The following is a 22,350-nucleotide window of genomic DNA, read 5'->3' as shown; positions in this document are numbered from 1 at the left end:
GCTCACCCGTGATCGGCCTTGGTGGTCGGTGAGTACGGGACATGGATGCACCGGCGTGGCTGAGGCCGGTGGGTGATCAGCGAGGCATACGCGTCACATCCCTGTCATGCCTCCTCCACCGGTGAGGCCCGGAGCCAGCGCCGGCATCCAGAAGACGGCTACGGCCAGGGCGATCGAGGTGATTCCCACGGCGCGGGCCAGCAGGCGGCCGGCCGGGGCGAGCTTCTCCGCGGTGATCACGATGGTCAGTACCACCATGGCCCATACGTTCATCACACCGAACGCGGCCAGGAGCACCATCAGGGACCAGCAGCAGCCCAGGCAGAAGGCCCCGTGGTGGGCTCCGGCGCGCAGGTCGCGCGAGCGGGCCGGGTACGAGGCGTAGCGCAGCATGAGCCCGATCGGCGAGCGGCACCTCGCCAGGCAGCGGTCCTTGAGGGGCGTGAGCTGGTAGACGCCGCTGGTCGCGAAGACGGCGGCGGCCACCGCGGTCCCCGTTGCCGCCGGGAGGTTCGCCGCCCTGCCCAGGCCGGCGGCCAGCGCGTACGCCGGCAGTCCGGCCGCGGCCCAGACGAGGAGGTAGGCGGCCGTGAAGACGACCATGCGCGGCGCACGGTGCTCGTTGACGGTGCGCGCGTACAGGGCGGCGACGGGCGCCGTGGCGGGCAGCATCATCGCGGCCATCATCAGCGTCCACATGGCCAGGAAGACAGGCAGGCCCAGGCCCATGGTGCCCGGCGTCACCTGCATGCCTCCCCAGCGTGTCACCACCCAGACCCAGGCGGCAGCCGCCGCGGCCAGCAGCAGTCCGGCGGGGGCCGCCCTGCGGCGGACGGTGACCAGCCAGCCGGTCACGCCGACCACGTGAAGGGCGCCGAGTGTCCGTTGCCGCCGGAGAAGTCCCAGGACCGGCCGTACACGCCGTCGCCCGTCGCGCGGGTCGACTTGGCGATGGTCAGCGTGCTGTTCACCGGATGGAACATGCCGGTCAGTCCCATGATCGGGCCGTCCTCGCCGAACTGCGGGGCCACCTGGTCCTCGATCTCGATGTCGATCGCGCCGCCCACCCGCGCGGCGTGGCGACGGCCGTCGTCGCGGTAGTCGATGGGCACGCGCTCCACGCCGAGGACCTCGCCGATGAGCGGGGTGAGCGCCGCCATCGGCCCGCCGGCCTGGCCGGAGAAGACCTTGCCCAGCGCCTCGGCCTGGCCGTCGTCGGCCGAGGCGTCGAGGTACAGCGCCACCTGCCAGCCGCCCTCCGCCATCACCCGGGGCGCGTCGATGAAGACGGCGACGTTGCGGTCGGAGACGTCCACGCCGTCCACGTCCCCGCTGTCCACGTGGAACGCGAAGGTCACCTGGCAGCGCTCGTGGTCGGCCGGTGCGGTGAGGCCCGAGGTGGTGCAGGGGCACACCACGTCACAGTTGCAGCTCTCCAGATACGTGCCGTTCAGGTTCCAGGGCATGGCTCCTCGCCTCCCTTTTCCGCGTCCTCCTCGGTGGAGGGACCTCGTCGAGAGGGTCCGTTACGTCCCGGTGCCGCTCTTTTCCAGGCTATTCCCGACGGCCCCCGTCGCGCAGATCCACCCCGTCGCGCAGATCCGGCGACAGCGGGCCGGCCGTAGGTGCCTAGGATCGAACCACGACGGCGAAGGGGGCGGGCGATGAACGGTCGATCATGGAAGTGGGCGCTGATATCCGCCTCGATGTGCTGTCGGTGGCCGCGTGTGCGGGATGGGGCGGCTATCCGCACGCGAAGAACGTCCGCACCTCTCAGCTCGTGGGCACCTGGCGCGATCGCGACTGCGACACCACGTTGACCCTGCACGCGGACGGATCGGCGTCCGTCACCGGCATGCCCACCGAGATGGCACTCGACCACAAGGTCAAGCACAGGCTCAGCGGGGACGGCACCTGGGAGATCGGCGAGTTCGGCAGCGAGCAGCAGCTCGAAGTGGCCGTGGGGCACGTGCACACCTCGTTCGACCTCTACCGGAACGAAGGACGCCTGCTGGTGGGCCTGATCGTCGGGGACCCCGACGACATGAACCGGTGCGTCATGAGCAGACACTCGAAGACGGCGGCCGATGCCCCGACCGCCGCGGTGGAGCGGACGTAGGCGAGGTGCTGCTCGGACGCACGCCCTCCCCATGCCCTCATTCGACCGTGTGTCCGTGAGGGATGAGGGGGGTGGGGTCTGGGGCTTGCGAGAGGGTCCCGAGGTGGCTCCCGGGGACCTTTGTGCCCACCCCCCTTGACCGCGGACCTCGAAGGTTCTCTGACCGGTCTCTCTCCACTCGGCAAGCTAACAGGGGGCACTGACAACGACCCGGTGGCAGGCGGACGGCGGGCGCTCTACCTGCGGCGGCGGACGTACCAGCCCACGGTCAGCACCACCAGGAGCGACAGCACGAACGCCCAGACCGTCGTCGTCGTGTCGTATGACGTGTACAAGAGGGCCAGCATGCATGGACGGATACCCGGCCCGGACGAGGCAAGTCCCGCACCACGGACGTCCCGGCCGAGTGGAGAGCGGTGGGGAATCGCCGTAGAGTCCCACGGCGTTCGTCCAGCGACGGTGTGCAGCGACGGAGTTCGGAGTTTCGGCAGTGCTTTTCGACGTCACCCGCGGTGAGCTCGTCGGCTTCTTCGGCGAGGACCGGCTCATGACCCTGCCCGGGACCTCCTTCCCGGCCTCCGCCGCGGATACGGAGGGCGCCCGCTTCCTGCAGACCGTCGGCGTCCCCACCGGGACGCTGTGGCTGCGTGAGCCCGACGAGGGCGACGGACTGCTGCCCCTCGTCCAGGACGTCGTCGACGCGGAGGTCTTCGAGGATGCGCCCGCGGACGCGGGTGGATGGCCCGTCATCGGCTGGCTGCTCAACGCCCACCTCGCCCTCGACCCCGGTACCGGCAAGGTGCACGCCTTCGACGCCGACGAGGAGAGCGCGCGGGAACTCCACCGGGACGTCTCCTCCCTCGTCCAGGTGACCCTCCGGTTCCAGCGCCTGCTGGAGGAGTTCGCCTTCAGCGGCGACGAAGCCGACGAGGAGGCCGACTTCGAGCGCCTGGATCGCGAGGTCGAACGGATCCGTCAGGAGACGAGCAGGATCGACCCGCTCCCCTTCCAGGACGACGAGACCGTCTGGTCGGTGGTCGGCGACGAGATCGCCGCCGGCCAGCGTTTCAGGGGCGACAGCCCGGGAGCCCGCTCGCTCCACCGGTGACGGGTACGGGTGATCACCGGTCGACGACACCCCGTGCGGGCAGGCTCGCGTCGTACGGTAGACCGTGTCGTCAGCGGCCGAAGACATCCGCGAACTTGCGCCCCTTGGGCACCGGGTAGCCGAAGTCCGTCGGGTTGAAGGCGGTCGCGTACGACGTCGTCAGGCCCGAGGTCACGCCGCGCAGGACCCACGCCGACCCGTCGTCGTACCCCCCGGGCACCACATCCTCGCCGAACGCGCCGATCGCCAGGTCCGCCCTGCCGTTGCCGTTGATGTCGCGCAGCCGCAGCGAGGAGCCGAAGTGGTCACCGGCCTCGGCCTTGCCCGGCACACCAGGCGTGGCCTGGTGGAAGGACTGGGCGCCCTTCGTGGTCAGTCCGGCGGAACCGCCCTTGAGGAACACGACGTTGCCGACGCTTCGGTGACCGTCCACGCTCTCGTACGTGGCGCCGACCGCGAGGTCCGCGTAACCGTCGCCGGTCGCGTCGCCCACCGCCAGTGCGGCGCCGAACTCGTCGCCGGCCTCGTCGGTCCCCGGCACACCGGTGGTGGCCTGGGTGTACGTCCGGCCCGTGGCGGGCAGTCCGGCCGCCCTGCCGTACCGCACCGTGAACGAACCGCCCTCGGCCACGTCGGTGTTGCCGGTGACCAGGTCGTCGTACCCGTCGTGGTTGATGTCGCCCGCCGCGACGGCCCGGTCCCACGCGGCGCCTGACGGGGCGGTGCCCTCGGCCAGCACCGAGTAGGAGTAGCCGATGTCACCGGGGCCGCCTCGGAGCACACCCAGGTAGTTCCCCGTGCCGTCCGTGCGCCGGCCGTACAGGACGTAGTCGCTGCCGTCGGTGCCGGAGAAGTGTCCGGCGACCACACCGTCCAGGTGTACGCCCTCGGGCAGGAAGCTCACCTCGGGCGCCAGCGCGCCGTCCTGGGTGGGCTTGCCCTCGGCGTACCACCAGAAGGTGTCGGCCCCTACGACGACCAGGTTGCCGGCGCCGTCGCCGTCGAGGTCGGCGAAGGCGGTGCCCGTGCCGAAGCCGTCGGCCTCGGCGTTCGGTGCGGTGAGCACGGTGCCGCCGGACGTGAACGGGCGCGCTCCTCCCCAGACGACGGTCACCGAGCCGTTCGGCTTGCCCGTGATCTGCTCGTAGGGGGCGCCGACGATCAGGTCGGCGTAGCCGTCGCCGTTGACGTCCCCGCTGGTGACGTTCTCGCCGAACTGGTCGCCGGACTCCGAGGTCCCGGGAACACCCGGGGAGTTCTGGGTGATGTTCACCGACCGGGCGGGGCTGACACCGGAGGACGAGCCGAAGAGGACGGTCACCGTGCCGCCGCTCTCCTTGGGTGTGCCGATCGCCAGGTCCCGGTACCCGTCGCCGTTGAAGTCGTCCCACAGCCGGGACGGCGCCGCGGTGGCAACGGGGGCGGTCAGTCCCGCGACGGCGAGGCCGGCGGCCACCACGACGGCGAAGGTACGTATGCGCAAGGTCATGCTCCCTGTCAGAGAACCGGGCTTCAGCGACGTACGACACGCACGCCGAACAAAGGGTTGTGCCCGGCGGAGCGTCGGATGAACGTGCGCCGAAGGCCTCGGCGTCCCCGGCCGGTCGGGCAGGGGCCCGCGACGCGTGGGGTCAGGCCGTGTTCAGGTCCGGTCCCTTTCCACCGGAAGCCACAGCTCGGCGTCGGTATCGCTCCCGTCCCGGCACGGGCGGGTGCGCAGGATCTCGGGGCCTGGGCGGGTGCGGTACGGGTTGGACGGGAACCACTGCTTGTACGCGTCCGCCCACAACGCCTGGACGGCCTCCGGTGCCGGTCCGGAGGTGGAGAAGACCGCCCAGGTGCCGGCCGGGACGGCAAGCGCCGTGGTGCCCTCGGGGGCGGCTGCCGATGTGATCACCCCTTGGTGGTAGTCGAGTTCGGTGCCCTCCGCGCGGCCCGGGTCCAGGTCGTCGCAGACCGCGACGATGCCCTGCGGCTCCTGGTCCGACAGCTTCGCCAGGCTTTCCAGGGCCTGCGGGTCGATCCCGCGGACGAAGTCGACGATGGCCTGGTTCGGTCCCGAGTGCACCAGCGGCACCCGGGCCTTGAACCCGATGACCCTGAACTCCTGCTTGTCCACTACGCGGTAGCGCATGCTGCTGCTCCCTTCGACGGTGAGGCGGAAGGCCAGCCGGGGCTGGGAGACGAGCGCGGCGCCGGTGCGCCGGGCCTCACCCGGCCCGATGCCGTGCATGGCGCGGAACGCCCGGGCGAACGCCTCCCCCGAGCCGTAGCCGTAGCGCACCGCGATGTCCAGCAGCGACTCCCGCCCATCGAGCACCTCGGCGCCGGCGACGGTGAGCCGGCGGCGCCGGACGTACTCCGACAGCGGCATGCCCGCGAGCGCGGAGAACATCCGGCGCAGGTGGTACTCCGAGGTGGCCGCGATGCGCGCCAGCTCGGTCGCGTCGACCTGCTGGTCGAGACGGCTCTCCACGTACTCCAGGGCCTGGTTGAGACGCTCCAGCACTCCCGGCCTCCTTCCTCTTTCGCGGTCACCACGCTAGGAAGCAGGGTCCCCGCCCGACCCGACATCCTGTGCCCGATCGGATCGGGTACGACGGGTCTCCGGTGGGAGAAGATCCGCCGACTCGCGGACGACGGCCGACCGATCTAGCGTGAAGAGGAAGCGGTCTCCGCAGGGCAGCGAGGTACGGGCCATGCGCAACCCCGAGGAAAGCACCGGAAGGCAGACGTCCTTTTCGGGCATGTTCCCGTGTCCGGACCCTTCTGCCGAGTGCGGCCACCGGGAGGACCACGGTCGCGACAACTTCCTTCTGTGGGAGAAGGTCCTGGTCTCCGTCGGGGTGCGGTTGCCGCCTCCGAAGGTGGACTGTCTGAAGAGGACCGACAACTACGTGGTACTGCACGGCTCGCCCGAGACGAATCACAATTACATACTGCTTCCCACCTGTCGTGTGGCGGGTATCGAATGCCCCTACATATGGGGTCCGCCTGCTTACCCGTTCTACTGGAACGACGCTTGGAGCGAGGCCCAGGTCTCGGGTGCCGCCCAGGTGATGTACGCGGACATCGGCCTGGGGGTCAACTCGAAGCCCGCCCGGACGCAGGACCAGCTGCACATTCACATGGCCGGCATCCTGTCAGGAGTGCAGGGCCAGCTGAACAGCCATGAGAAGGCGGGACGCATCACGAGCGACCCGAAGAAGTGGCAGCAGCAGATCGTGCCGGTCGAAGGCTTCGACCACCAGAAGAGGCAGACCGCCACTCGTTACTACCGGGCTCTCATCTTCACCAGCAAGGCCGACTTGAACCAGAACATGTTCGAGTTCCTCGGCAGGCACGTTCCCGCGGCGCACGCGGACAAGGCGGCGCAGACGGTGATCGTGACGCCGAGGAACGCGGGCGGGTTCTACGTCCTGAACAGCGACCCCGCGGTCAGCGGCGGGGGGACCGGGACCTGTGATCTGCTGCTGGTCTACGACAGGCCCGACCGGTAGCGGTTCGCCGGTCGCGGTCGTTCGGACGGGAATCCGGTCAGGGCCGTCGTTCGGACAGGGCCAGCGCCACTAGTCCGGCCGTGTGCAACGGCACGGCCGTGTGCCTCCCACCAGGGACGGCGGCCTCAGCCCTGGCACCCGCACCCCGCCGCCGCCTTCGCCTCGCCGACGGTCAGGGCCGGGTCGGCCGGGGATTCGCTCCCGGTGCAGCAGGCGTGGACTCCGCAGCACGCGCCGTCCGGGCCGGCGGTCCCGGAAGGGGTGCCCGCCGTCACCGGCTTGGTGGCGCGGACGATCGCAGAGTGCATCCCGTCCGCGACCGAGTGGGTCGGGGTGATCTCGATGTCCGTGAATCCGGCGGCCGCCAGCCCCGCGCGGTACTCGGCGAAGGACAGGGCTCCGGCGATGCAGCCGACGTAGTCGCCGCGCTCGGCGCGCTGTCCGGCGCTGAGGTCGTCGTCGGCGACGACGTCGGAGACGCCGATACGACCGCCGGGCCGCAGGACGCGGAACGTCTCGGCGAACACGGCCGGCTTGTCGACGGACAGGTTGATCACGCAGTTGGAGATCACGACGTCGACGGTGTCCGCGGGCAGCGGGATGGCCTCGATGGTCCCCTTGAGGAACTCCACGTTCGTCGCGCCCGCCTTCGCGGCGTTGGCCAGGGCCAGGGCCAGCATCTCCTCGGTCATGTCCAGCCCGTACGCCTTGCCGGTCGGGCCGACGCGGCGGGCGGAGAGCAGGACGTCGATGCCGCCGCCGGAGCCGAGGTCGAGGACGCGCTCGCCCTCGCCGAGCCCGGCGACCGCGGTGGGGTTGCCGCAGCCGAGGGAGGCGGCGACCGCCTCCGCGGGCAGGGCGCCCCGCTCGTCGGCGGCGTAGAGGGCGGATCCGAAGTGCTCGTCGACCTCGACCGGCTGGGGCCCGCAGCAGGCGGTGTCGCCTTCGGTGACCTTCACGGCCGCGGCGGCGTACCGCCGGCGGACGGTCTCACGCAGATCGGTGTGCTGCTGGTCGTTGTTCATGACTGGACTCCTGGGTGAAGGCCTGTATCGACGGGCCTGTATTGACATTCGTTGATGCAACCTTGCGCCTTGCATCGAGAAACGTCAACATAGAGGCATGTCGAAACAAGAGCTCGAGGTGATCGGCCAGGACGCCGCCTGCTGCCCGGAGGTGTCCGCGGCGCCGCTCGACGAGCGGCGCGCCGCGGAGCTGGCCAAGGTCTTCAAGGCACTCGGTGACCCGGTCAGGCTGCGGTTGCTGTCGATGATCGCCTCCCGCCGGGGCGGCGAGGTGTGCGTGTGCGAGATGACGCCGGCGTTCGACCTGTCGCAGCCGACGATCTCGCACCACCTCAAGCTCCTGCGCCAGGCCGGCCTCGTCGACTGCGAGCGGCGCGGCACCTGGGTCTACTACTGGGCGCTCCCGGACGTCCTGGACCAGCTGGCCGCCTTCCTGTCCACGCGGCAGACCGCGGCAGCAACCGTGGGAGCCACCGCGTGACCCCGCCGCTGGGCCGACGGCTCGCCGCCGAGGCCGTCGGCACCGGTCTGCTGGTCGCCGTCGTGGTCGGTTCGGGCATCCAGGCGACCGAGCTGTCGCACGACGCGGGTGTGCAACTGCTGGCCAACTGCCTCGCCACCGTCTTCGGCCTCGGCGTGCTCATCGCCCTGTTCGGGCCGGTGTCGGGGGCGCATTTCAACCCCGCCGTCACCCTGGCCGCCTGGTTCACCGGTCGCCGTGACGCCGACGGCCTCGCCGGACGGGATGCCGCCGCCTACGTCTGCGCCCAGGTCGCCGGGGCCGTCGGCGGGGCGGTCCTGGCCCACGCGATGTTCGCCGAACCGCTGGCCTCCCTGTCCACGCACGACCGGTCCGCCCCGCATCTGCTGCTCGGTGAGGTGGTCGCCACGGCCGGGCTGGTCCTGCTGGTCCTCGGCCTCGCCCGCACCGGCCGGCCGACGCTCGCACCGGTGGCCGTGGCCTCCTACATCGGGGCCGCCTACTGGTTCACCTCCTCGACCTCGTTCGCGAACCCGGCGGTGACCGTCGGCCGGGCCTTCACCGACACCTTCGCCGGTGTCGCCCCCGCCTCCGTCGCCCCGTTCATCGCCGCCCAGCTGGCCGGGACCGTGCTCGGGCTGGGCGCCGTCGTCGCCGTGTACGGCCGTCCCGTCCGCGCCGCGGAGGAGATCGCGGTCCCACACGGCGAACGCGCACCCGAAGCCGCCCCCTCCTGACCCACCCCGCTCCCCAGGGAAGAAGCCGCCATGACCGCTCCCGCCGCCCCACGCCCCTCCGTCCTGTTCGTCTGCGTCCACAACGCCGGCCGTTCCCAGATGGGCGCCGCCTTCCTCTCCCACCTCGGCCGCGACCGGGTCGAGGTCCGCTCGGCCGGCTCCGCGCCCGCCGACGCGGTCAATCCCGCCGTCGTGACGGCCATGGCGGAGGTGGGCGTCGACATCTCCGCCGAGACGCCCAAGGTCCTCACCACCGAGGCGGTGCGGTCCTCCGACGTCGTGATCACCATGGGGTGCGGTGACGCATGCCCCGTCTTTCCCGGCAAGCGGTACCTGGACTGGCGGCTGGACGACCCGGCGGGCCAGGGGACCGACGCCGTACGCCCCATCCGCGACGAGATCGAGCGGCGCGTGCGCGGCCTGCTCGCGGAACTCGGCGTTCCCGCGGCGCCCTGACCCGCACGGCCTCCGGCGCGAGGCCTCCCACACCTCGCGGAAACACGGTGGCCGGCCGACGGGCCGTTCGGTACGTTGCCCCCATGACCGACAGCCGAAGGGGCAGTGCCGCGTAGGCGCCCGTCCGCCCTGCGGGGCGACCGTCCTGCCCGCCGTGCGAGGCGGCGACGGTATCCGAACATCGACCACCTGTCCGGCTCCTGCACGGCCGATCTGCGGCGGCTGGAGCGGTCCCGCTTCTGGCCCGAAGCCACGGAAGAGGCGTTCTGGCACTGGCGGACCCTGGCCCACGGGCCGCTCGGGCAGCTCGGGCAGCTCGTGGACCAACTCGCCGGTCCTGGCTGCGGCATCCTCGAATGCGGCTGTTACGGCGTCGACTTCCGCGGCCACCTCGAAACCGTGCTGCACGCGCTGCCGAAGAAGAGCGCGCGCGAGCTGCGCGTCCTCGTGCGGGCCCTCGACGGGAGGATCCTGTCGAGGGCCCGGGTCGTCGCGGCCCACAGCCCCGACGTGTCGTGGTGGCGTGACCGGCTCTAGGGGACTCCGTCCGGATCAGGCCGGGCCGTCACCCCGTGCCCCGCCGGCCGTCTCGGCTCACGGTCACGGAGGCGATCACCAGGGAGGCGACTGATGTCGCGGCGAGACTTCCCAGCATGACCAGGACCACGCCGACCATGAAGAGTCCACTGGCATCGTCCGACCAGTCGAGGTAGGCCGCGACCGTCAGGCCCGCGCTGGTGCCGAGCACCGCGCCCGCCCGGTGGCCGCGGGACGCCGCCCAGTACACGGGCGCCAGCAGGGTCAGCACCAGCCCGATCACCTGCCACGCCTCGTACGGGCCGGTCGTCGTGCCGTCCGGGTGCACGTCACGGTGCTGGTCCCAGCCCAGCCAGGCGGCCCACACGGCCAGCGCCACGCCGGCCGGGGCGAGGGCCGGCAGCAGCCGGCGAACGGGTTCGAGGGGTCCTTGGCTCATGCCCCCACGCTGTCGCCTCACGCCGTCACCGGCCAGAGCTCATGTACTCAGCTCCGTCCGAGTACATGAGTACCGAGTGCATGAGCGGGCGGCGGGCGGTGGGCCGGCCCCACGGGACCGGGCCGGGCCCTTCTCCGTCAGCCCACGCAGTTCGGGACCGGGATGTCGCTGCCGGCGCAGTTGGTCGGGGAGTTGTCCCTGACCCGGGTGGACATCAGGGTGACGGTGCCGCCGGTGTTGAGGACGCCGCCGGGCGCGACGTCGGCGGTGTTGGCGTTGACGTTGCTGGACGTGATGAACGTCGCGCCGCCTCCGACGTTGGCGACGCCTCCGGCACGGTGGGCGTCGTTCTCGTTGACGTTGGTGCGCGAGATACGCAGGGTGCCGTCGTTGGCCGCCCCTCCACCGACGCCGCTGATGGCCGTGTTGCCGATGATGCGGCTGTCCATGACGGTCATGTCTCCGTCGTTGGCGACGCCGCCCCCGTTCACGTTGGCGGTGTTGTTCATGATGGAGGATCTCTCGATCCGGGTGACGCTCCCCTGCCCGCCCCCGATCCCGCCGGAGAAGTTGGCGTGGTTGCGGACGACGGAGCTGCCGATCACTCTCAGCCTGCCGCGGTTCGCGATGCCGCCGCCGAAGTCGGGGGCGTCGCCGTTGGTGATGGTGGCGTCCGAGAGGGTGAGGAAGCCGCCGGGGCTGACGGAGAGGATGCCGAAGGCGGCCGTGGACGAGCGGGTGATGGTGCTGTGCCGGGCGTTGACGACGAGCGTGCTGGTGATGTCGGGCAGCGGCGCGGTGAGGGAGTAGAGGCAGCCCGGCGCCAGCACCAGGTTTCCGCTCCCCGAGGCGTTGGCCGCGGTGATGGCGGCGGACAGGGCACTCGCGCTGCACGGGACGTTCGTCTGGGCCGATGCGGGGGTGGCGGTGGCCACGACCGTCGCGAGGGCTCCGACGCACATCGCCTGGGCGATGAGCGCCGACGGCTTACGGATGAACATGGGCAGGTGGCTCCTTCGGAAGTCCGGGATTCCCGGGGTCGCGGATTCACGGATTCACAGGTGCTCCCGTACCGGAGCCGGCGGCGCCGTATCTTGGGGGAGCTGTGTGAATGCCTCCCTCGTCGACACGCGGTGGTTCCCGGTCCGAAAGGCTGATCCGCCCGGACGGTGTAGCGGTTTCCACCCGACGGCCGAGGCGCTGCGGACGGGGCACCGCGCGGGTACGCCACACCGCACGCCGGGCAGGCCGCCACACAGAGCGCCGCACGGCCGCCACACAAAGCCCCGCACGCAGAACCGCACGGCCGCCGCACAGAGCCCCGCACGGCCGTTACGCAGGACGCCGGCCGAGGACACCGGGCAGAACGACGACCGGACAACGACCGGAGGACGACCGGACGAGCACCCCACCGGCTGACATCATCGGTACGTACTTCCCGAACCGCCCCCGCCATGGGACCGTTTGGTCCAGAATGGCACGTTCGCGCAGGGCGTGCGGGCCCATGCGGACAACGGCACGAACGGGGGACGTACATGGGGAGTGACGCCGCTTGGCCGGGATGAAGCTGTACTCACTCACATCCGACGATCCGCGGCAGCTCGGCCCCTACCGGCTGCTGCGGCGGATCGCCACCGGCGGCATGGGGCGCATCTATCTCGCCCGGCAGGAGGCTCCGGGGACTCCCCCCGACGCCGTCGGGCCCACCGGGACCGTGGTGCGGCGCGGCCTCGTCGCGGTCAAGACGCTCCTCGCCGAGGGGTTCGTGAGCGGGCCGGACCGGGAGCGGTTCGCCCGCGAGGTGGAGCTCGCGGCGCGGGTCGACAGTGCGTACACCGCCACGGTGCTGGACGCGGACGCGAAGGCGGAGCGGCCGTGGCTCGCCACCGAGTTCATCCCGGCGCCCAGCCTGGCCGAACTCACGGTCAGCGCCGGGACGTTACCCGCCGACGCGGTGCGCTGGATCGCGGCCGGGGTCGCGCGGGCGCTGGTCGAGCTGCACGGTCTGGCGGTCGTCCACCGGGACGTCAAGCCGCTGAACATCCTGCTGCCCGAGGACGGCCCCCGGCTCATCGACTTCGGCATCTCGCACGCCCACGACCACACCAGCTCGACGACGACCATCGGCACCTTCTCGTTCACGTCACCGGAACAGGCGTGCGGCAGGAAGTCCACCGCGGCGTCCGACATGTACTCCCTGGGCGTCACCCTGTTCTACCTCGCGGTCGGCCGCCCGCCGTACGAGCAGACCGACCACTCCATCGGGATCCTCGCCCTCGTCCAGCGCGCCGAACTCGACACGAGCGGGTTGCCGCCGGAACTTGAACCGCTGGTCCTCCCCCTGCTGGACGTCGACCCGGAACGGCGTCCGGCTCCGTCCGACGTGCTGCGGGACGCCCTCGCCCACCTCGGCCGGGCGCCGGTGGAACGGGGCGCCGAGCGGTGGCTGCCGAGGGCGTGGCACACGCTCATCGAGGAGTACGCGGCACAGGGACGCCAACTGCTGGACGGCGCAGTGGACTTCGAGGCTGCCGAAGCCCCGACCCAGTTGCGGCCCGGGGGCACTCCGGAGGGCTCGGACGAGGCGGTCAGCGAGATGCGCGCGCAACTGGAGGCCCTGCGCATGCAGCGGGACGCCCTGGTGCGGGCGCAGGCCGAGGAGCAGGCGGAGGCGGAGGCGCGGGAGCTCGCGCACCGGGAAGCGGAGCAGCGCAGGCGCGAGGAACGGGCGCGCAAGGAGGAGACGGAACGCGGGGACCGGGAGCGCAGGGAACAGGAGAGGGAGAGGAAGGAACAGGAGAAGGCCAGGAAGGAGCAGGAGAGGAAGCGGAAGGAACGCGAGCGGGTCGAGAAGGAACGCAAGGAGCGGGCGGAGGCGGAACGCAGGGAACGGGCGGAGAAGGAGCGCGAAGAGCGGGCGGAGAAGGAGCGCGAAGAGCGGGCGGAGAAGGAGCGCAAGGAACGGGAACGCAAGGAGCGGGAACGCAAGGAGCGGGAACGGGCTGCGCGTGAGAAGGCCAAGGCCGCCGAGAAGAGCACGGGTGCGGGCGTGCTCGTGGGCGCGCTCGTCATCGGTCTGCTGATCTGGCAGCCCTGGAACAGGACGGACGACGACACGCCGTCGAGCCGGCCCACCTCGCCCTCCACCTTCGCCGGCGGCGGCACCAGCGGCTACACCGGTTCGCTGGGCGGCAGTTCCACGGGCGGTTCCTCGGGCGGCGACTCCTCCGACAGCAAGCCCGATCCCGACCCGGAGACCAGTTCCCCCGAGCCCGACCCCACCGAAGAGGCGTTCAAGGCCGTGTCGCCCGGGGACTGCCTGGACGTCGTCGACACCGGTTACGGCGGCCGCACCCGGTACGACTGGAGCGAGGACGAGCCGAACACGGCGCTCTGCGGCTACGGCACGCGTGTGAAGGTCACCGGCACCAGCGGCGACTGCCCGTCCGGCGTGGGCAAGGCCACTTGGTCGTACTACTCCACCGGCAGCGGCGAGCGGACCGCCCTGTGCCTCGCGGGCCAGTACCACCAGGGTGACTGCCTGCTGGCCAAGCACGAGACGAACAACGTCATCAGCAGCATCGCGATGCTGTCGGCCCCGAACTGCACGGACCGCAGGGTTCCGATCGCGTACAACGAGATCCTGGTCGTCACGGACCTCTACCGGGCGACGCCGGGCGCCGGCGCCGAGGTCTGCCGGCACGGGCAGTACGACCGCAACACCTACTGGTCGACGAAGGTGGACGACGGCGCGACGCTGCTGTGCCTGAAGGCCTACGACTGAGCCCGCCCGCCGCGCGCGTTTTCTTTACGTTTCCCTGACGCGCGGGGCGGATCCACGGCCCCCGGACCCGGTGTCCTCCCCGTTGTCCGCAACGGACGGAAATCGCGTGGGAGATGGGAGTGCCATGGAAGGCACCGTCGTCGCAGTGGTGGTCGTGGTTCTGCTTCTGCTGCTCGTGCTCAAGAGCGGGATGCGGGTCGTCAACCAGGTGGAACGCGGGGTCGTTTTCCGGCTGGGAAAGGCCCTGCCGAGCTACCGGCAACCGGGCGTCACCTTCCTGATCCCGTTCGCCGACCGGATGCGCAAGGTGAACGTGCAGGTCGCGACCATGCCCGTGCCCACCCAGGAGGGCATCACCCGGGACAACGTGTCGGTGAAGGTCGACGCCGTCGTCTACTTCCGGGTGACCGACCCGGTGCGCGCGGCCATCGAGGTGCAGGACTACGTCTTCGCCGTCGGGCAGGTCGCCCAGTCCTCCCTGCGGTCCATCATCGGCAAGAGCGACCTGGACGACCTGCTGAGCGACCGGGAGCGGCTGCACGAGGGGCTCGCGCTGATGATCGACAGCCCCGCGGCCGGGTGGGGCATCCACATCGACCGCGTCGAGATCAAGGACGTCCAGCTCCCGGAGTCGCTGAAGCGGTCGATGTCGCGGCAGGCCGAGGCCGAGCGGGAGCGGCGGGCCCGGGTCATCACCGCGGACGGCGAGTTCCAGGCCGCGCAGCAGCTGGCCAACGCCTCGCGGATCATGTCGGACACGCCCGAGGCCATGCAGCTGCGGCTGCTGCAGACCGTCGTCGAGGTGGCCGCGGAGAAGAACTCCACCCTCGTCATGCCGTTCCCCGTCGAACTGCTGCGGTACTTCGACCGGGCCACCCAGAAGATCGACGCCGGGATCAGGACGGAGACCGTCCCGGCGCAGCCTCCCGCGCCGACGGCGACGGCGACGGCGACGCAGGCTCCGGCCCCGGCTCCGGAGACGACCGCCCCGGACTCCGCCGAGCGGCCGTAGCCAGCGTCAGCGTCACGCACGCCGAGCCCGCCGCCATCACGGTCATCGCCGCGGCGGGCGAGGTGAGCTGGGCCACCGCGCCGGCCAGCGTCGCGCTCACGCCCTGCATGGTCAGCATGCCGGACGAGTGCAGTCCGAGGGCCTGCCCGGTGAGCTCGCCGGGGGTCAGCTCCATCAGCCGCTCCTGCTGGATCAGGCTCGCGCCGAAGCCGGCCGAGGCGAGCGTCACGCACACCGCCGCCACCGACAGTGGCGGGTGCGTGACGAACAGCAGGTACGGCGTCGCCAGCAGGAGCAGCAGCGGGGTGGCCAGCCGGCGGCGCACCGCGGGCCGCAGCAGCCGGCCGACCGTCACGTCCCCGGCGAACATGCCGAACGCCCCGCAGGCGAACAGGGTGCCCGCCGCGTGCGGGGCGTAGGACACGTAGAGGGACTCGCAGCCGACGACCATGCCGTTGGGCAGCCACAGGCCCAGGAAGGTCAGGCGGCGCGGCCGGGAGGACCACAGCTGGGCGTTGGCGCGCCAGGTCGCCGACGCGGAGGGACGGCCCGTGGCCCGCGGCGCCCGGGTGGACAGGCCGAACCGCAGAACGAGGGCGGCCGTCAGGTACAGGCCCGCGGCCAGCAGCAGGCAGGTGCGCGCGGGGAGGGCGGTCAGCAGGACGCCGCCGGCCGCGTACCCGGTGATCTGCGTCAGCCCGCTCATCATGTTGAACAGCGAACGTCCCGTGAGGTAGCCGCCCTTGGTGGCTTTGGCGTCCTCGGCATCCTTCGCCTTCTCGGCATCCTCCGCGTCCTCCGCGTCCCCCGCGTCCTCGGCGTCCTCGGCGTCCTCGGCGTCCTCGGCGTCCTCGGCGTCCTCCGCGTCCTCCGCGTCCTCCGCGTCCTCGGCCAGGATCTCGTTCAGCAGCCCCCAGCGGACCCCACCGCCGAGGGAGGCCACGAGGCCCAGCGCGAGGACGACGGCGAGGACCCCGCCCACGGGCAGACCGGGCAGCGCCTGCGCCGCCGTACCGGCCGCGAAGGCCAGCGAGATCACCGTCAGGGTGGTGCGCGGGGGCAGCCGGTCGGCGCCGGAGAGCAGGAACGTCGCGCCCAGCATCTGGGCGAGCGACGAGCCGAACATGCTGACCGCCGACAGCAGCGGGGAGCCGGTCGCCCGGAACACGAGCGTGCCGAGGGCGAGCCCGCCGACCGTGCCGGCGGCGTTCTGCGCGGCGGCGCCGAGGAAGAGCGGGGTGAACTCCGGTGTGCGCAGGAGGGATCGGTAGCTGGGCATGTCCGGAGTCTCGGGCGGCGCCTTGCGGGGCCGGTACTGTTTCGCCGTAACGCGAAAGGTCGCGAGAGGCCGGGAAAGCTCGTACTGCCGTGGGGGGACCCGTATGGGGTGGTGGCGGCTCAACGCGGACACCCTGGCCCGCAGCCGGTTCGTCGTCTCCCCGCTCGCCGAGACGTTCGCCTGCCTGAAGCTGCTGCACGCGGGCGAGGGCGCCCATCCCGGGGAGCAGCGGTGGCTGCGTGCCCACCTGCCCGGCTACCGGGCCAGGCTGGCCGCGGACCCGGTGGCGGCGCGGCTGGTGCCGGCGGGGCTCGGCCGGGACTGGATCGCCGACTTCCTGACGCCCGCACCCCGTGCCGGCGAGGGGTTCGCCGACGAGGTCGCCCGGGTGCGGGCGGTCCCGCCCGCCACGGCCCGCGCCCATCTCAGCACGTCCCTGGCCGGTGGCCCGCTCCCGGCCGAGCTGGACCGCGACGACCTGCCGGAGCGGGCGGCCGTCCTGCTGGAATGGGTGTGGCGGGAGACGCTGCGGCCGTACTGGGAGCGGCGCCGGCGGGTGCTGGAGGCGGACGTGCTGGCGCGGACAGAGCAGGTGAGCCGGGGCGGCTGGGCGAGCGCGCTGGACGCGCTGCGGCCGGGGCGCACGCGGTGGCTCGGCGGGGACCGGCTCCAGATCAACCTGCACGAGTACCCGCCCCGTGAGATCTCCGGGGCGGAGTTGGTCTTCGTGCCGATCACCCCGCAGCGGCACGGCTGGGTCGCCTGGGAGGAGCGGGAGCGGTACGCGGTGGTCTACCCCTGCGCCGGTGTGCTCGCCGGGGACGGCGGCCGGGCCGTGTCCGCCGGTCTGGGCGCGCTGCTCGGGCCGGGGCGGGCCGCGGTGCTCGTGCTCCTGGGCTCCCCCATGAGCACCACCCAGCTGACCGCCGTGACCGGGCAGGGCCTCGGCTCGGTGGGCCGGCACCTGAGGGTGCTGCGGGAGGCGGGGCTGGTGGACCGGCGGCGGGCCGGGCGGTCGGTGCTGTACGTGCGGACGGCGGCCGGTGACGTTCTGGTCGAGGCGGGGCGGGGCGACGTGACCCGGCGCGGTTAGCCTTCGTGCATGACGACTACCGACCACAACGTGCTGGACGTCGAGATCGGGGCCCTCACCGGTGGCTCCGCCGACCTTCCCGGCTATGCCGGCAGGCCCGTGCTCATCGTGAACGTGGCCTCCAAGTGCGGGCTGACCCCGCAGTACTCGGGCCTGGAGAAGCTCCAGGAGCGGTACGCCGAGCGAGGCTTCACCGTGCTGGGCGTGCCCTGCAACCAGTTCCTCGGGCAGGAGCCCGGCACCGCCGAGGAGATCGCCGAGTTCTGCTCGGCGACGTACGGCGTGTCGTTCCCGCTGACCGAGAAGGTGGAGGTGAACGGCGAGGGCCGGCACCCGCTGTACGAGCGGCTCGTGGGCTTCGCCGACGCCGAGGGCCACACCGGGGACATCCGCTGGAACTTCGAGAAGTTCCTGGTCGGCCGGGACGGCAGGGTCGTGGCGCGCTTCTCGCCGCAGACCGAGCCGGAGTCGGCGGAGGTCGTGGCCGCCATCGAGGCCCAGCTCGGCTGACCCCGCTTGACCTTGTCCCTGGGGCAAGGACGAACGTCCTTCCCACCGGGCGGAGAGGAACCGCCCGGTGACGGAGGATGGCATCGTGCGACGGGAACTGCTCACCATCGGCGCGTTCGCGGCCCGGGCCCGGTTGTCGGCCAAGGCGCTGCGCCTGTACGACCGGCTGGGTCTGCTGACGCCGGCGTACGTCGACGAGGTGAGCGGCTACCGCTACTACCGCGCCGACCAGGTCGAACGCGCCCGGCTGGTGGCCCTGCTGCGGCAGCTGGACATGCCGCTCGCCCGGATAGCCGAGGTGACCGGGGCCGAGGGCGTCGAGGCCGCGGACCGGCTCGCCGCCTACTGGGCGGACGTGGAGGCCCGGGTGGCCGGTCAGCGCACGCTTGCCGAGTACCTCCGTGGACGACTGTCCGGGAGGAGTTGCGAGATGTACGAGAAGTTCGTGGTCGAGACCGTGGACGTGCCGGAGCGGCTGGTGATCACCGAGACGCGGCACACGCTGGCGGACGAGCTGCCCGCGTGGATCGGCGCGTCGCTGGGCCGGCTGGAGGGGGCCGCCAAGGAGTGCGGCGGCGTGGCCGGGGCGCCGTTCGTCGTCTACCACTCCGAGGTGTCGATGGAGAGCGACGGGCCGGCCGAGTCCTGTGTGCCGGTGGCGGACGAGTCGGCGGCCCGGGCGTGGGCCGAGCGGCAGGGCCGGGGCCGGGAGACGCGGGTGCGGGTCGAGCCCGCGGCGCGGCTGGCGTACACCCGGATCACCAAGGCGCAGGTGGCGCATCCGCAGATCCTGACCGCCTTCGAGGCCGTGGAGCAGTGGATGGCCGCGGAGGGGCTGGAGATGGCGGGTCCCTGCCGGGAGATCTACTTCGCGGACTGGGACGCGGCGGGTGCGGAGGATCCGGTGTGCGACGTGGCGTTCCCGGTGCGCTGACCGGGGCCGGTCAACAGGGCGGTGGGCCCTCTCGGCAAGGACGGCGACCGGTCGAGAGGGCTTCCCTGGTACTGCTGGTGTCGATGCTGGTGTCGCGTGACGGGTAAGCGGAGGACCGCTTACGCCTTGACCGAGGCCACGAAGGCGTTCCACGCGGCGGTGGGGAAGGCCAGGACCGGGCCCTCGGTGACCTTGGAGTCGCGGACGGCGAGTTCGGCGGCGGTGGGCGACTTGACCTCGACGCAGGCGCCGTTGCCCGCGGAATAGGAGGACTTCATCCACGTCTCCGAAGCGCCCTGAATCAGTGCCATGTCCACTCCTGTTGCGAGTTGCAGTAGTGCGGTTCACGCCAACCGTGTCGTCTGATTGGCGTGATCGACGCTACCGGGCAACCGGCCTCACAGGAGTAGTCGTTCACTCAACCGGATGGCATATTCCAGGCGGGACTTCCACTGGAGTGGACCAACGGTGTAGCATCCGGCGCCCCCTGGGGCACCGGCTCACTCGGCGTACTCTTTCGCCGTTTCCGCGATGAACTGCCGGGATTGCTCCACATTGAGGGACTGTGCCCGCAGATGCTCGTACATCACGGCGTACTTCTGCACGTCCTGCGCCTTCTCCAGGTACAGGTCGCTGGTGACGCCCTCCAGGTACACCACGCTGGAGTCGGCCGCGTCGGTGAACTCCAGGATGGCGTACTGGCCGTTGAGACCCGGATGCGCGCCCACCTCGAAGGGCAGCACCTGCACGGTGACGTGCGGCAGCTGGGACAGCTCGATCAGGTGCTCCAGCTGCTCCCGCATCACCAGCTTGCTGCCCACGACCCGGCGCAGCGCGGCCTCGTCCAGCACCACCCACAGCCGCAGCGGGTTGGTCTCGGCGGTGACGCGCTCCTGCCGGCGCATGCGCACCTGCACACGCTTCTCGATCTCCGCCGTCGACGTCTCCGGCAGCGCACCCTGCACCAGGGCCTCCGCGTAGGCGCGCGTCTGCAACAGACCGGTCACCAGCTGTGGTTCGTACACCCGGAGCGACTCGGCGTCCGTCTCCAGGCCGATGTAGACGCTGTACGGGATGTCCCCGAACGTGTGCCACCAGCCCTGCTGCCGGGAGTCCCGGGCCATCTCCATCAGCGAGTCGACGATCCGCTGGTCCTCGACCTCGTACACCCCGCACAGGTCGCGCACGTCGCGCTGGCTGATGCTCCTGCGGCCGTTCTCCAGCCGGCTGATCTTCGACTGCGACACGAGCAGCCGCTCGGCCACCTCTTCGGCCGTCATGCCCTTGAGCTCACGGAGCCTGCGCAGCTCCTGGCCGAGCCGGCGCCGCCTGACAGTGGGATTGACATTGGACGCCACGGGACGCGCACCTCCGGCTGCCTGCCTGTTACTTCACAACACTTTGCGTATCTGCTGTTGAGCAGACTGCCACCAAGGTGTCTTCTACCGCTGGCAAACGGTGGATATGCGGCGCGCAGGCGTCAGTTCGGGCATCAATTGCGCGAACGAGTGCGAACCCGCGCGCGACGGGGCCGTCCGGTGACGCGGCCGAGCGGGGCGGCGAGGTCATGGGGACCTCGCCGCCCCGCTCGAACCAGCGACTCCCGAAGCGGTTCCGTGGGGACCGGGATCGCGGCTCAGTGGGCCACGGCGCGTGCCATGGACCCGCGGTGCGGCTGCATGGGAACCCCGCGTGCGGGTTCCACGGCGGGCCTGCCTCCGGGCGCGGCCTGCCGGCCGGCCGGGGCCGGCCCGCGGCGCGGTTGTGCTGCCGCGCCGCTCTGCACGTCCATCACGGCGTGCGCGACGAGCCCGCCCATCGGATCGTGCCGGATCAGATCCCGCAGCCGGGACCTGGACGAACGCCCCTCATTTCCGGGGTACAGATGCTTGCCGAGTCCGACGGCGTGCGCCAGGGCGGCGAGCGCCGCGGTCCGCGGGTCCGGCGGTACGCCGGTGCGGATCGCCGAATCCAGCCGGGCTCGGATCTCCCGGCTGATCTCGTTGTCCGTCGCCTGATAGCGCGTCGTCGGCAGCACCCCGCACATCTGACCGGCGACGGCATGCACCATGCCGCACCGCTCCAGATGCGAGAGGTACGTCTGACGGAGCCCCAGCCGGGGCCCGCCGATCCAATGGACGGCACGCACGGGAGCGCCACGCCTTCGCAGCAACTCAAGTGCGCAGTCCAGAGTCGGATCTCCTGTCGGCCGTGGCACCACCACGGCGATACGATCCCCGTCTGGGGCTATCCGTCCGGCCAGCGCCAGCTCCACTAGCTGTGCTCCGGCCAGACCGAGGTCGAGCGACTGCGGCTGCGCAGTGGTACCCGTGGCCGGGTCCAATGCCAGCAGCAGAAGCTCCTCCGGAAGTGTTCTGCGGCTCCTGCCCATCCATGCCTCCCCGCGTGGATGAATGACAGGGTGACCCCTCTCACATTGGTCTGTCGAGGGTGCGTGACCGGTTCGTAAGGGAACCGGCAGGTATGTCGTTCTCGTCTACCGCAGGGGCCAAGCCCTCACACAGGACACTGGTACATGGTTCGGACAGGGTGCGCGAGCAGGCGTGCGGCGCAGGAGGAGGCATCGGTGGCGGGCGAGTCCCCCGACAGGTCGAAGCAGCGCGAGTCGTCGGCGGAACCGACGTCGGGGAGCGCGAGTTCGGTTCCCGAGGCGCGTGATCCGCGTCTCGCGGTAGCCCGCGAAAAGGATTCCTCGGACGGCGGCAGTGGCGGCACGGACACCGCGACGCGGGTCCTGTCGGTCCGCGACGTCAAGAAGCGGGCGTCGGACGCCGATCCGGCGAAGCCGAAGAATCCGACGCCCACGAGGAGTTCCGCCGACGACGCCGCGGAGCCGCACGGGATCTCGGACTCCGCGGAGCCCTCGGACTCCCCGGAGGCCGCGGAGTCCCCCGAGGCGGACACGGCCGCGGAGGACACCGCCCTTCGCGACGCGGTCTCGGCCTGGGTCCGCGGCGCGGACACGAAGAAGAAGGACGAGACCCCGAAGGCCGACACGACTGCAAAGCCTTTCGAGGAGCGCGAGCCGACGACCGAGGAAGAAGCAGAGGGAGAGGGAGAGGCAAAGGCGGCCGCGGCGACGGACACGGCCCCGAAGGCCGACATGGCCGAAGCGGACGCGAAGCCCGACCCGACCGAGAACAAGGACGAACCCGAGGCCACCGAGGCCAAGAGCGAGGCCGACGACGCGGAGACCGCCGAGACCGCCGACGCCAAGGCCACCGACGCTGCCGAGGCTGCCAAGGCCGCTGAGGCCGAGGCCGCCGAGGCCGCTGAGGCCAAGGCCGCCGAGGCCGCTGAGGCCAAGGCCGCCGA

Annotated in this window: 23 protein-coding genes and 1 pseudogene; 13 read left to right on the top strand and 11 right to left on the bottom strand. The window is 71.5% G+C overall.

Annotated elements, in window-relative coordinates:
• Nucleotides 1-93: 93 nt before the first annotated feature.
• Nucleotides 94-855, bottom strand: coding sequence for a DUF2182 domain-containing protein (locus IE177_RS00125; protein ID WP_190012591.1), 762 nt, complete (start codon nucleotides 853-855; stop codon nucleotides 94-96).
• On the bottom strand, nucleotides 852-1,466 hold the full coding sequence (locus IE177_RS00120; RefSeq protein ID WP_190012590.1) for a DUF1326 domain-containing protein: 615 nt from the start codon (nucleotides 1,464-1,466) through the stop codon (nucleotides 852-854). The genes IE177_RS00125 and IE177_RS00120 overlap by 4 nt, the downstream gene beginning before the upstream one ends.
• A gap of 212 nt (nucleotides 1,467-1,678) precedes the next feature.
• On the opposite strand from IE177_RS00120, the gene IE177_RS00115 reads away from it, so the two are divergent.
• Together IE177_RS00115 and IE177_RS00110 are read left to right on the top strand one after the other, a co-directional pair.
• Nucleotides 1,679-2,119, top strand: a complete 441-nt coding sequence (locus IE177_RS00115) for a hypothetical protein (RefSeq protein WP_190012589.1) — start codon at nucleotides 1,679-1,681, stop codon at nucleotides 2,117-2,119.
• A gap of 490 nt (nucleotides 2,120-2,609) precedes the next feature.
• Nucleotides 2,610-3,227: an SUKH-4 family immunity protein gene (locus tag IE177_RS00110; RefSeq protein ID WP_190012588.1), complete on the top strand. Its 618-nt coding sequence runs from the start codon at nucleotides 2,610-2,612 to the stop codon at nucleotides 3,225-3,227.
• Nucleotides 3,228-3,297: 70 nt separating this feature from the next.
• Here IE177_RS00110 and IE177_RS00105 read toward each other — a convergent pair whose 3' ends face one another.
• The gene (locus IE177_RS00105) at nucleotides 3,298-4,710 is read right to left on the bottom strand and encodes an FG-GAP and VCBS repeat-containing protein (RefSeq protein WP_229815833.1); all 1,413 of its coding nucleotides are present in this window, start codon (nucleotides 4,708-4,710) and stop codon (nucleotides 3,298-3,300) included.
• Nucleotides 4,711-4,869: 159 nt separating this feature from the next.
• A complete protein-coding gene (locus IE177_RS00100) occupies nucleotides 4,870-5,736 on the bottom strand; it encodes an AraC family transcriptional regulator (protein ID WP_190012586.1) in 867 nt (288 codons plus the stop codon).
• Nucleotides 5,737-5,926: 190 nt separating this feature from the next.
• Here IE177_RS00100 and IE177_RS00095 point away from each other — a divergent pair, with 190 nt between their 5' ends.
• Nucleotides 5,927-6,727, top strand: coding sequence for a CDP-diacylglycerol diphosphatase (locus tag IE177_RS00095; RefSeq protein ID WP_308431534.1), 801 nt, complete (start codon nucleotides 5,927-5,929; stop codon nucleotides 6,725-6,727).
• Between the two features lie 125 nt (nucleotides 6,728-6,852).
• Here IE177_RS00095 and arsM read toward each other — a convergent pair whose 3' ends face one another.
• Nucleotides 6,853-7,752, bottom strand: a complete 900-nt coding sequence (gene arsM, locus IE177_RS00090; RefSeq protein WP_190012584.1) for an arsenite methyltransferase — start codon at nucleotides 7,750-7,752, stop codon at nucleotides 6,853-6,855.
• A gap of 97 nt (nucleotides 7,753-7,849) precedes the next feature.
• Between arsM and IE177_RS00085 the strand changes: the two genes are divergently transcribed.
• The 4 genes from IE177_RS00085 to IE177_RS00070 all read left to right on the top strand — a co-directional run bounded on the left by IE177_RS00085 (nucleotide 7,850) and on the right by IE177_RS00070 (nucleotide 9,963).
• Nucleotides 7,850-8,233, top strand: coding sequence for an ArsR/SmtB family transcription factor (locus tag IE177_RS00085; protein WP_190012583.1), 384 nt, complete (start codon nucleotides 7,850-7,852; stop codon nucleotides 8,231-8,233).
• Nucleotides 8,230-8,970: an aquaporin gene (locus tag IE177_RS00080; protein WP_190012582.1), complete on the top strand. Its 741-nt coding sequence runs from the start codon at nucleotides 8,230-8,232 to the stop codon at nucleotides 8,968-8,970. The genes IE177_RS00085 and IE177_RS00080 overlap by 4 nt, the downstream gene beginning before the upstream one ends.
• Nucleotides 8,971-9,000: 30 nt before the next feature.
• Nucleotides 9,001-9,426 (top strand): arsenate reductase ArsC, encoded by a 426-nt coding sequence (locus IE177_RS00075; RefSeq protein WP_190012581.1) that lies wholly within the window; start codon nucleotides 9,001-9,003, stop codon nucleotides 9,424-9,426.
• 105 nt (nucleotides 9,427-9,531) lie between these two features.
• Nucleotides 9,532-9,963, top strand: a complete 432-nt coding sequence (locus IE177_RS00070) for a hypothetical protein (RefSeq protein WP_190012580.1) — start codon at nucleotides 9,532-9,534, stop codon at nucleotides 9,961-9,963.
• A gap of 28 nt (nucleotides 9,964-9,991) precedes the next feature.
• Here the strand turns inward: IE177_RS00070 and IE177_RS00065 are convergent, their stop codons facing one another.
• Complete coding sequence (locus tag IE177_RS00065; protein ID WP_190012579.1) at nucleotides 9,992-10,402, bottom strand: hypothetical protein; 411 nt, start codon at nucleotides 10,400-10,402, stop codon at nucleotides 9,992-9,994.
• 137 nt (nucleotides 10,403-10,539) lie between these two features.
• Nucleotides 10,540-11,403: a hypothetical protein gene (locus IE177_RS00060; protein ID WP_190012578.1), complete on the bottom strand. Its 864-nt coding sequence runs from the start codon at nucleotides 11,401-11,403 to the stop codon at nucleotides 10,540-10,542.
• A 560-nt stretch (nucleotides 11,404-11,963) separates the two neighbouring features.
• Between IE177_RS00060 and IE177_RS00055 the strand changes: the two genes are divergently transcribed.
• Both IE177_RS00055 and IE177_RS00050 read left to right on the top strand, forming a co-directional pair.
• On the top strand, nucleotides 11,964-14,186 hold the full coding sequence (locus tag IE177_RS00055) for a serine/threonine-protein kinase (protein WP_229815880.1): 2,223 nt from the start codon (nucleotides 11,964-11,966) through the stop codon (nucleotides 14,184-14,186).
• 124 nt (nucleotides 14,187-14,310) lie between these two features.
• Nucleotides 14,311-15,198 (top strand): slipin family protein, encoded by an 888-nt coding sequence (locus IE177_RS00050; RefSeq protein WP_190012576.1) that lies wholly within the window; start codon nucleotides 14,311-14,313, stop codon nucleotides 15,196-15,198.
• Here IE177_RS00050 and IE177_RS34680 read toward each other — a convergent pair.
• Entirely contained in the window at nucleotides 15,083-16,477 is a 1,395-nt protein-coding gene (locus IE177_RS34680; RefSeq protein WP_229815831.1) for an MFS transporter, read from the bottom strand. The two genes, IE177_RS00050 and IE177_RS34680, sit on opposite strands and share 116 nt — an antisense overlap.
• A gap of 103 nt (nucleotides 16,478-16,580) precedes the next feature.
• Here IE177_RS34680 and IE177_RS00035 point away from each other — a divergent pair, with 103 nt between their 5' ends.
• The 3 genes from IE177_RS00035 to IE177_RS00025 all read left to right on the top strand — a co-directional run bounded on the left by IE177_RS00035 (nucleotide 16,581) and on the right by IE177_RS00025 (nucleotide 19,014).
• A complete protein-coding gene (locus IE177_RS00035) occupies nucleotides 16,581-17,570 on the top strand; it encodes an ArsR/SmtB family transcription factor (RefSeq protein WP_190012575.1) in 990 nt (329 codons plus the stop codon).
• Between the two features lie 9 nt (nucleotides 17,571-17,579).
• Nucleotides 17,580-18,080: a glutathione peroxidase gene (locus IE177_RS00030; protein ID WP_190012574.1), complete on the top strand. Its 501-nt coding sequence runs from the start codon at nucleotides 17,580-17,582 to the stop codon at nucleotides 18,078-18,080.
• 67 nt (nucleotides 18,081-18,147) lie between these two features.
• Entirely contained in the window at nucleotides 18,148-19,014 is an 867-nt protein-coding gene (locus IE177_RS00025; RefSeq protein WP_190012573.1) for a MerR family transcriptional regulator, read from the top strand.
• 119 nt (nucleotides 19,015-19,133) lie between these two features.
• Here the strand turns inward: IE177_RS00025 and IE177_RS00020 are convergent, their stop codons facing one another.
• The 3 genes from IE177_RS00020 to IE177_RS00010 all read right to left on the bottom strand — a co-directional run bounded on the left by IE177_RS00020 (nucleotide 19,134) and on the right by IE177_RS00010 (nucleotide 21,406).
• Nucleotides 19,134-19,325, bottom strand: a complete 192-nt coding sequence (locus IE177_RS00020; RefSeq protein WP_190012572.1) for a DUF397 domain-containing protein — start codon at nucleotides 19,323-19,325, stop codon at nucleotides 19,134-19,136.
• A 189-nt stretch (nucleotides 19,326-19,514) separates the two neighbouring features.
• Nucleotides 19,515-20,372, bottom strand: a complete 858-nt coding sequence (locus IE177_RS00015) for a helix-turn-helix domain-containing protein (protein WP_190012571.1) — start codon at nucleotides 20,370-20,372, stop codon at nucleotides 19,515-19,517.
• A 278-nt stretch (nucleotides 20,373-20,650) separates the two neighbouring features.
• Nucleotides 20,651-21,406: a GOLPH3/VPS74 family protein gene (locus IE177_RS00010; RefSeq protein WP_190012570.1), complete on the bottom strand. Its 756-nt coding sequence runs from the start codon at nucleotides 21,404-21,406 to the stop codon at nucleotides 20,651-20,653.
• A 195-nt stretch (nucleotides 21,407-21,601) separates the two neighbouring features.
• Here IE177_RS00010 and IE177_RS00005 point away from each other — a divergent pair.
• Nucleotides 21,602-22,350, top strand: a pseudogene (locus tag IE177_RS00005) (hypothetical protein); the annotation flags it as partial.

This window comes from Streptomyces lucensis JCM 4490 (assembly GCF_014650035.1).
GTDB classification, from domain to species: Bacteria; Actinomycetota; Actinomycetes; order Streptomycetales; family Streptomycetaceae; genus Streptomyces; species Streptomyces lucensis.
Note: the sequence above shows the minus strand (reverse complement) of the source record. Positions and strands in the feature narration are given on the sequence as shown.

Coding starts and splice junctions, on each gene's coding strand:
- IE177_RS00065 (WP_190012579.1), bottom strand. CDS start 10,402: ATGAGCCAAGGACCCCTCGAACCCGTTCGCCGGCTGCTGCCGGCCCTC.
- IE177_RS00075 (WP_190012581.1), top strand. CDS start 9,001: ATGACCGCTCCCGCCGCCCCACGCCCCTCCGTCCTGTTCGTCTGCGTC.
- IE177_RS00055 (WP_229815880.1), top strand. CDS start 11,964: ATGAAGCTGTACTCACTCACATCCGACGATCCGCGGCAGCTCGGCCCC.
- IE177_RS00120 (WP_190012590.1), bottom strand. CDS start 1,466: ATGCCCTGGAACCTGAACGGCACGTATCTGGAGAGCTGCAACTGTGAC.
- IE177_RS00050 (WP_190012576.1), top strand. CDS start 14,311: ATGGAAGGCACCGTCGTCGCAGTGGTGGTCGTGGTTCTGCTTCTGCTG.
- IE177_RS00030 (WP_190012574.1), top strand. CDS start 17,580: ATGACGACTACCGACCACAACGTGCTGGACGTCGAGATCGGGGCCCTC.
- IE177_RS00085 (WP_190012583.1), top strand. CDS start 7,850: ATGTCGAAACAAGAGCTCGAGGTGATCGGCCAGGACGCCGCCTGCTGC.
- arsM (WP_190012584.1), bottom strand. CDS start 7,752: ATGAACAACGACCAGCAGCACACCGATCTGCGTGAGACCGTCCGCCGG.
- IE177_RS00020 (WP_190012572.1), bottom strand. CDS start 19,325: ATGGCACTGATTCAGGGCGCTTCGGAGACGTGGATGAAGTCCTCCTAT.
- IE177_RS00060 (WP_190012578.1), bottom strand. CDS start 11,403: ATGTTCATCCGTAAGCCGTCGGCGCTCATCGCCCAGGCGATGTGCGTC.
- IE177_RS00095 (WP_308431534.1), top strand. CDS start 5,927: ATGCGCAACCCCGAGGAAAGCACCGGAAGGCAGACGTCCTTTTCGGGC.
- IE177_RS00010 (WP_190012570.1), bottom strand. CDS start 21,406: ATGGGCAGGAGCCGCAGAACACTTCCGGAGGAGCTTCTGCTGCTGGCA.
- IE177_RS00115 (WP_190012589.1), top strand. CDS start 1,679: ATGGAAGTGGGCGCTGATATCCGCCTCGATGTGCTGTCGGTGGCCGCG.
- IE177_RS00035 (WP_190012575.1), top strand. CDS start 16,581: ATGGGGTGGTGGCGGCTCAACGCGGACACCCTGGCCCGCAGCCGGTTC.
- IE177_RS34680 (WP_229815831.1), bottom strand. CDS start 16,477: ATGCCCAGCTACCGATCCCTCCTGCGCACACCGGAGTTCACCCCGCTC.